Source organism: Oleiphilus sp. HI0061 (genome assembly GCF_001635675.1).
The window spans coordinates 1-1,124 of sequence record NZ_LWFE01001509.1 but is presented as its reverse complement, the minus strand read 5'-3'; the positions used below and the strand labels follow the sequence as shown (position 1 = coordinate 1,124).

Below are 1,124 nucleotides of genomic sequence, written 5' to 3'. Positions count from 1 at the left end.
TCAGGTTGGCGCCTTCACACACAACTGCCGGCGATTTTCCACCGAGTTCTAAAGTGACAGGTACCAGATTTTTAGCCGCGTTACTCATGATAATACGCCCGGTTTTAGGCGAGCCTGTAAACACCAAATGATCGAAAGGCTGCTCTGAAATTTTCATCGCATCCGGGTGGTCACCAGGCAACACATCCACCAAGTCTTCAGGAAAAATTTCGCTAAGCATTTCTTGCAGTAATGCGGCTGAGTTAGGGCAATTCTCCGGCATTTTGATCATCGCTCTGTTGCCCGCTGCCAAAGCTGCAATAAGAGGCCCTAACGCTAGGTATAAGGGAAAGTTCCATGGGCAGATGATTCCGACAACACCTTTGGGGTGGTAATGTACTTTGGCTTTATTACTTGTGAAGAGTAACTCCGTGGATCTACGACTAGGCTTCATCCACTTTTTGAGTTTGTGAACTGCATGATTGATTTCTAAAACGGGCCCGAGCACATCAATAAGTTTAGATTCAGCTGGTGCGCGCCAGCCAAAGTCTTTGGCTGCTGCAGCGGTAATGGCATCTTGGTAACGCTGAATTTGGCTACGAAGATTTAGAAGATTTTTTTTCCTCTCATTGAAGGAAGGGTAAGGATTAGCTCGAGCCGCTGACTTAAGCATAGTTAATCGTTCTTCAATAGATGTATCGTGAGTAGAAATTTTCGCCGCGCAGTTCATTTGTTTGCCTCTATTTTTATCGATTTAAACGTGCTTATGTTGTGTACTATTTGAATGTTTAATGTTCAAAAGTTGTGTATTTTATTACGTAATAGACTTATTGCTCACAAAAGTGATTTGTACTCATCATTTAGTTGAGCATGGTTGATGGTGACAATATTAGGTCGGATGCCTTTTCAGCAATCGCTATTACAGGTGCATTGGTATTGCCGCTTATTAAAGTGGGCATGATCGATGCGTCGACTACTCGTAGCTTTGAGATGCCATGAACACGCAACTGGTCGTCAACGACAGACATATCGTCATTACCCATTTTGCAGGTACCCACGGGGTGATAAACCAGACCTAAACGATCTTTGCACGCTTGCAGAATGTCTGCATCGGAGGTGATATCAGCTCCTGGGTGAACTTCGTC

At 44.3% G+C, this 1,124-nt stretch carries 2 protein-coding genes; both read right to left on the bottom strand.

Translation table 11 applies throughout. The features are described from left to right. On the bottom strand, nucleotides 1-709 hold a 709-nt coding region (locus A3735_RS23480; RefSeq protein ID WP_156499868.1), incomplete at its 3' end, for an aldehyde dehydrogenase family protein. 130 nt (nucleotides 710-839) lie between these two features. Next, nucleotides 840-1,124 (bottom strand): GMC oxidoreductase (locus A3735_RS23475; protein ID WP_231882634.1); only part of this gene is annotated, 285 nt, incomplete at its 5' end.